This is a genomic window from Cupriavidus pauculus (genome assembly GCF_008801835.1).
Classification (GTDB): domain Bacteria; phylum Pseudomonadota; class Gammaproteobacteria; order Burkholderiales; family Burkholderiaceae; genus Cupriavidus; species Cupriavidus pauculus.
The window spans coordinates 1-770 of record NZ_VZOW01000103.1 but is presented as its reverse complement, the minus strand read 5'-3'; the positions used below and the strand labels follow the sequence as shown (position 1 = coordinate 770).

General features: G+C 60.3%; 1 protein-coding gene. It reads left to right on the top strand.

Annotated elements, in window-relative coordinates:
• Window positions 1–27 precede the first annotated feature (27 nt).
• Window positions 28–770 (top strand): porin (locus F7R19_RS29585; RefSeq protein WP_150982972.1); only part of this gene is annotated, 743 nt, incomplete at its 3' end.

Here is a 770-nt window from a genome sequence, read left to right as displayed (position 1 = left end):
GGCCTACCTTTGAAGGAGAAATGTGAAATGAAGATTCGATGTGGAGTCGTGGCTGCGACAGCCAGTTTGATTGCGGGCACGGCGTTCGCGCAGTCCAACGTGACGCTTTACGGTGTCGCGGATGCGGGTATTGAGTACCTCAGCAACGCGCCTTCTGCTAGCAATGGATCGAACTTGGTCCGCATGAGTTCCGGCAATATGTCGACGTCGCGCTGGGGTCTACGCGGTAGCGAGGATCTCGGCGGCGGTCTCAAGGCTGTGTTCGAACTCGAAAGCGGCTTCTCGCTGGATACGGCTGTGCTGAGCAGCAGCCCTCGACTGTTTGACCGGGCCGCCCTGGTTGGCCTGGGCAGCAAGTATGGTCTGGTGACCCTGGGTCGCCAAACCACGCCGATCTACGACGTGGGCCTGCAACTCGACCCCATGGGCTTCGCACCGCGCTATTCGCTGTATCGCAGCGATGACATTATTGCCGGTCGCGCCGACAATGCGGTCAAGTATCGTGGAACGTTCGGTGGCCTGACCGCCACCGCCTTGTACAGCTTCAGCCGCACAGGTGGGGGCGAGATCCCCGGAAATTTCAAAGTCGATCGTAACATCGGCATCTCGCTGATGTACGAGACCGGCGGTCTCGCCGTTGGCGCGGTCTATGACGAGTTCCGCGGCTCGACTGTGGCAACGGACGAACGAAAGGACCGTCGCGCGTTGGTGGGTGCGAGTTATGCATTCGGTCCCGCGAAGGCCTTCCTGGGGTATCGCTGGTTCAATGG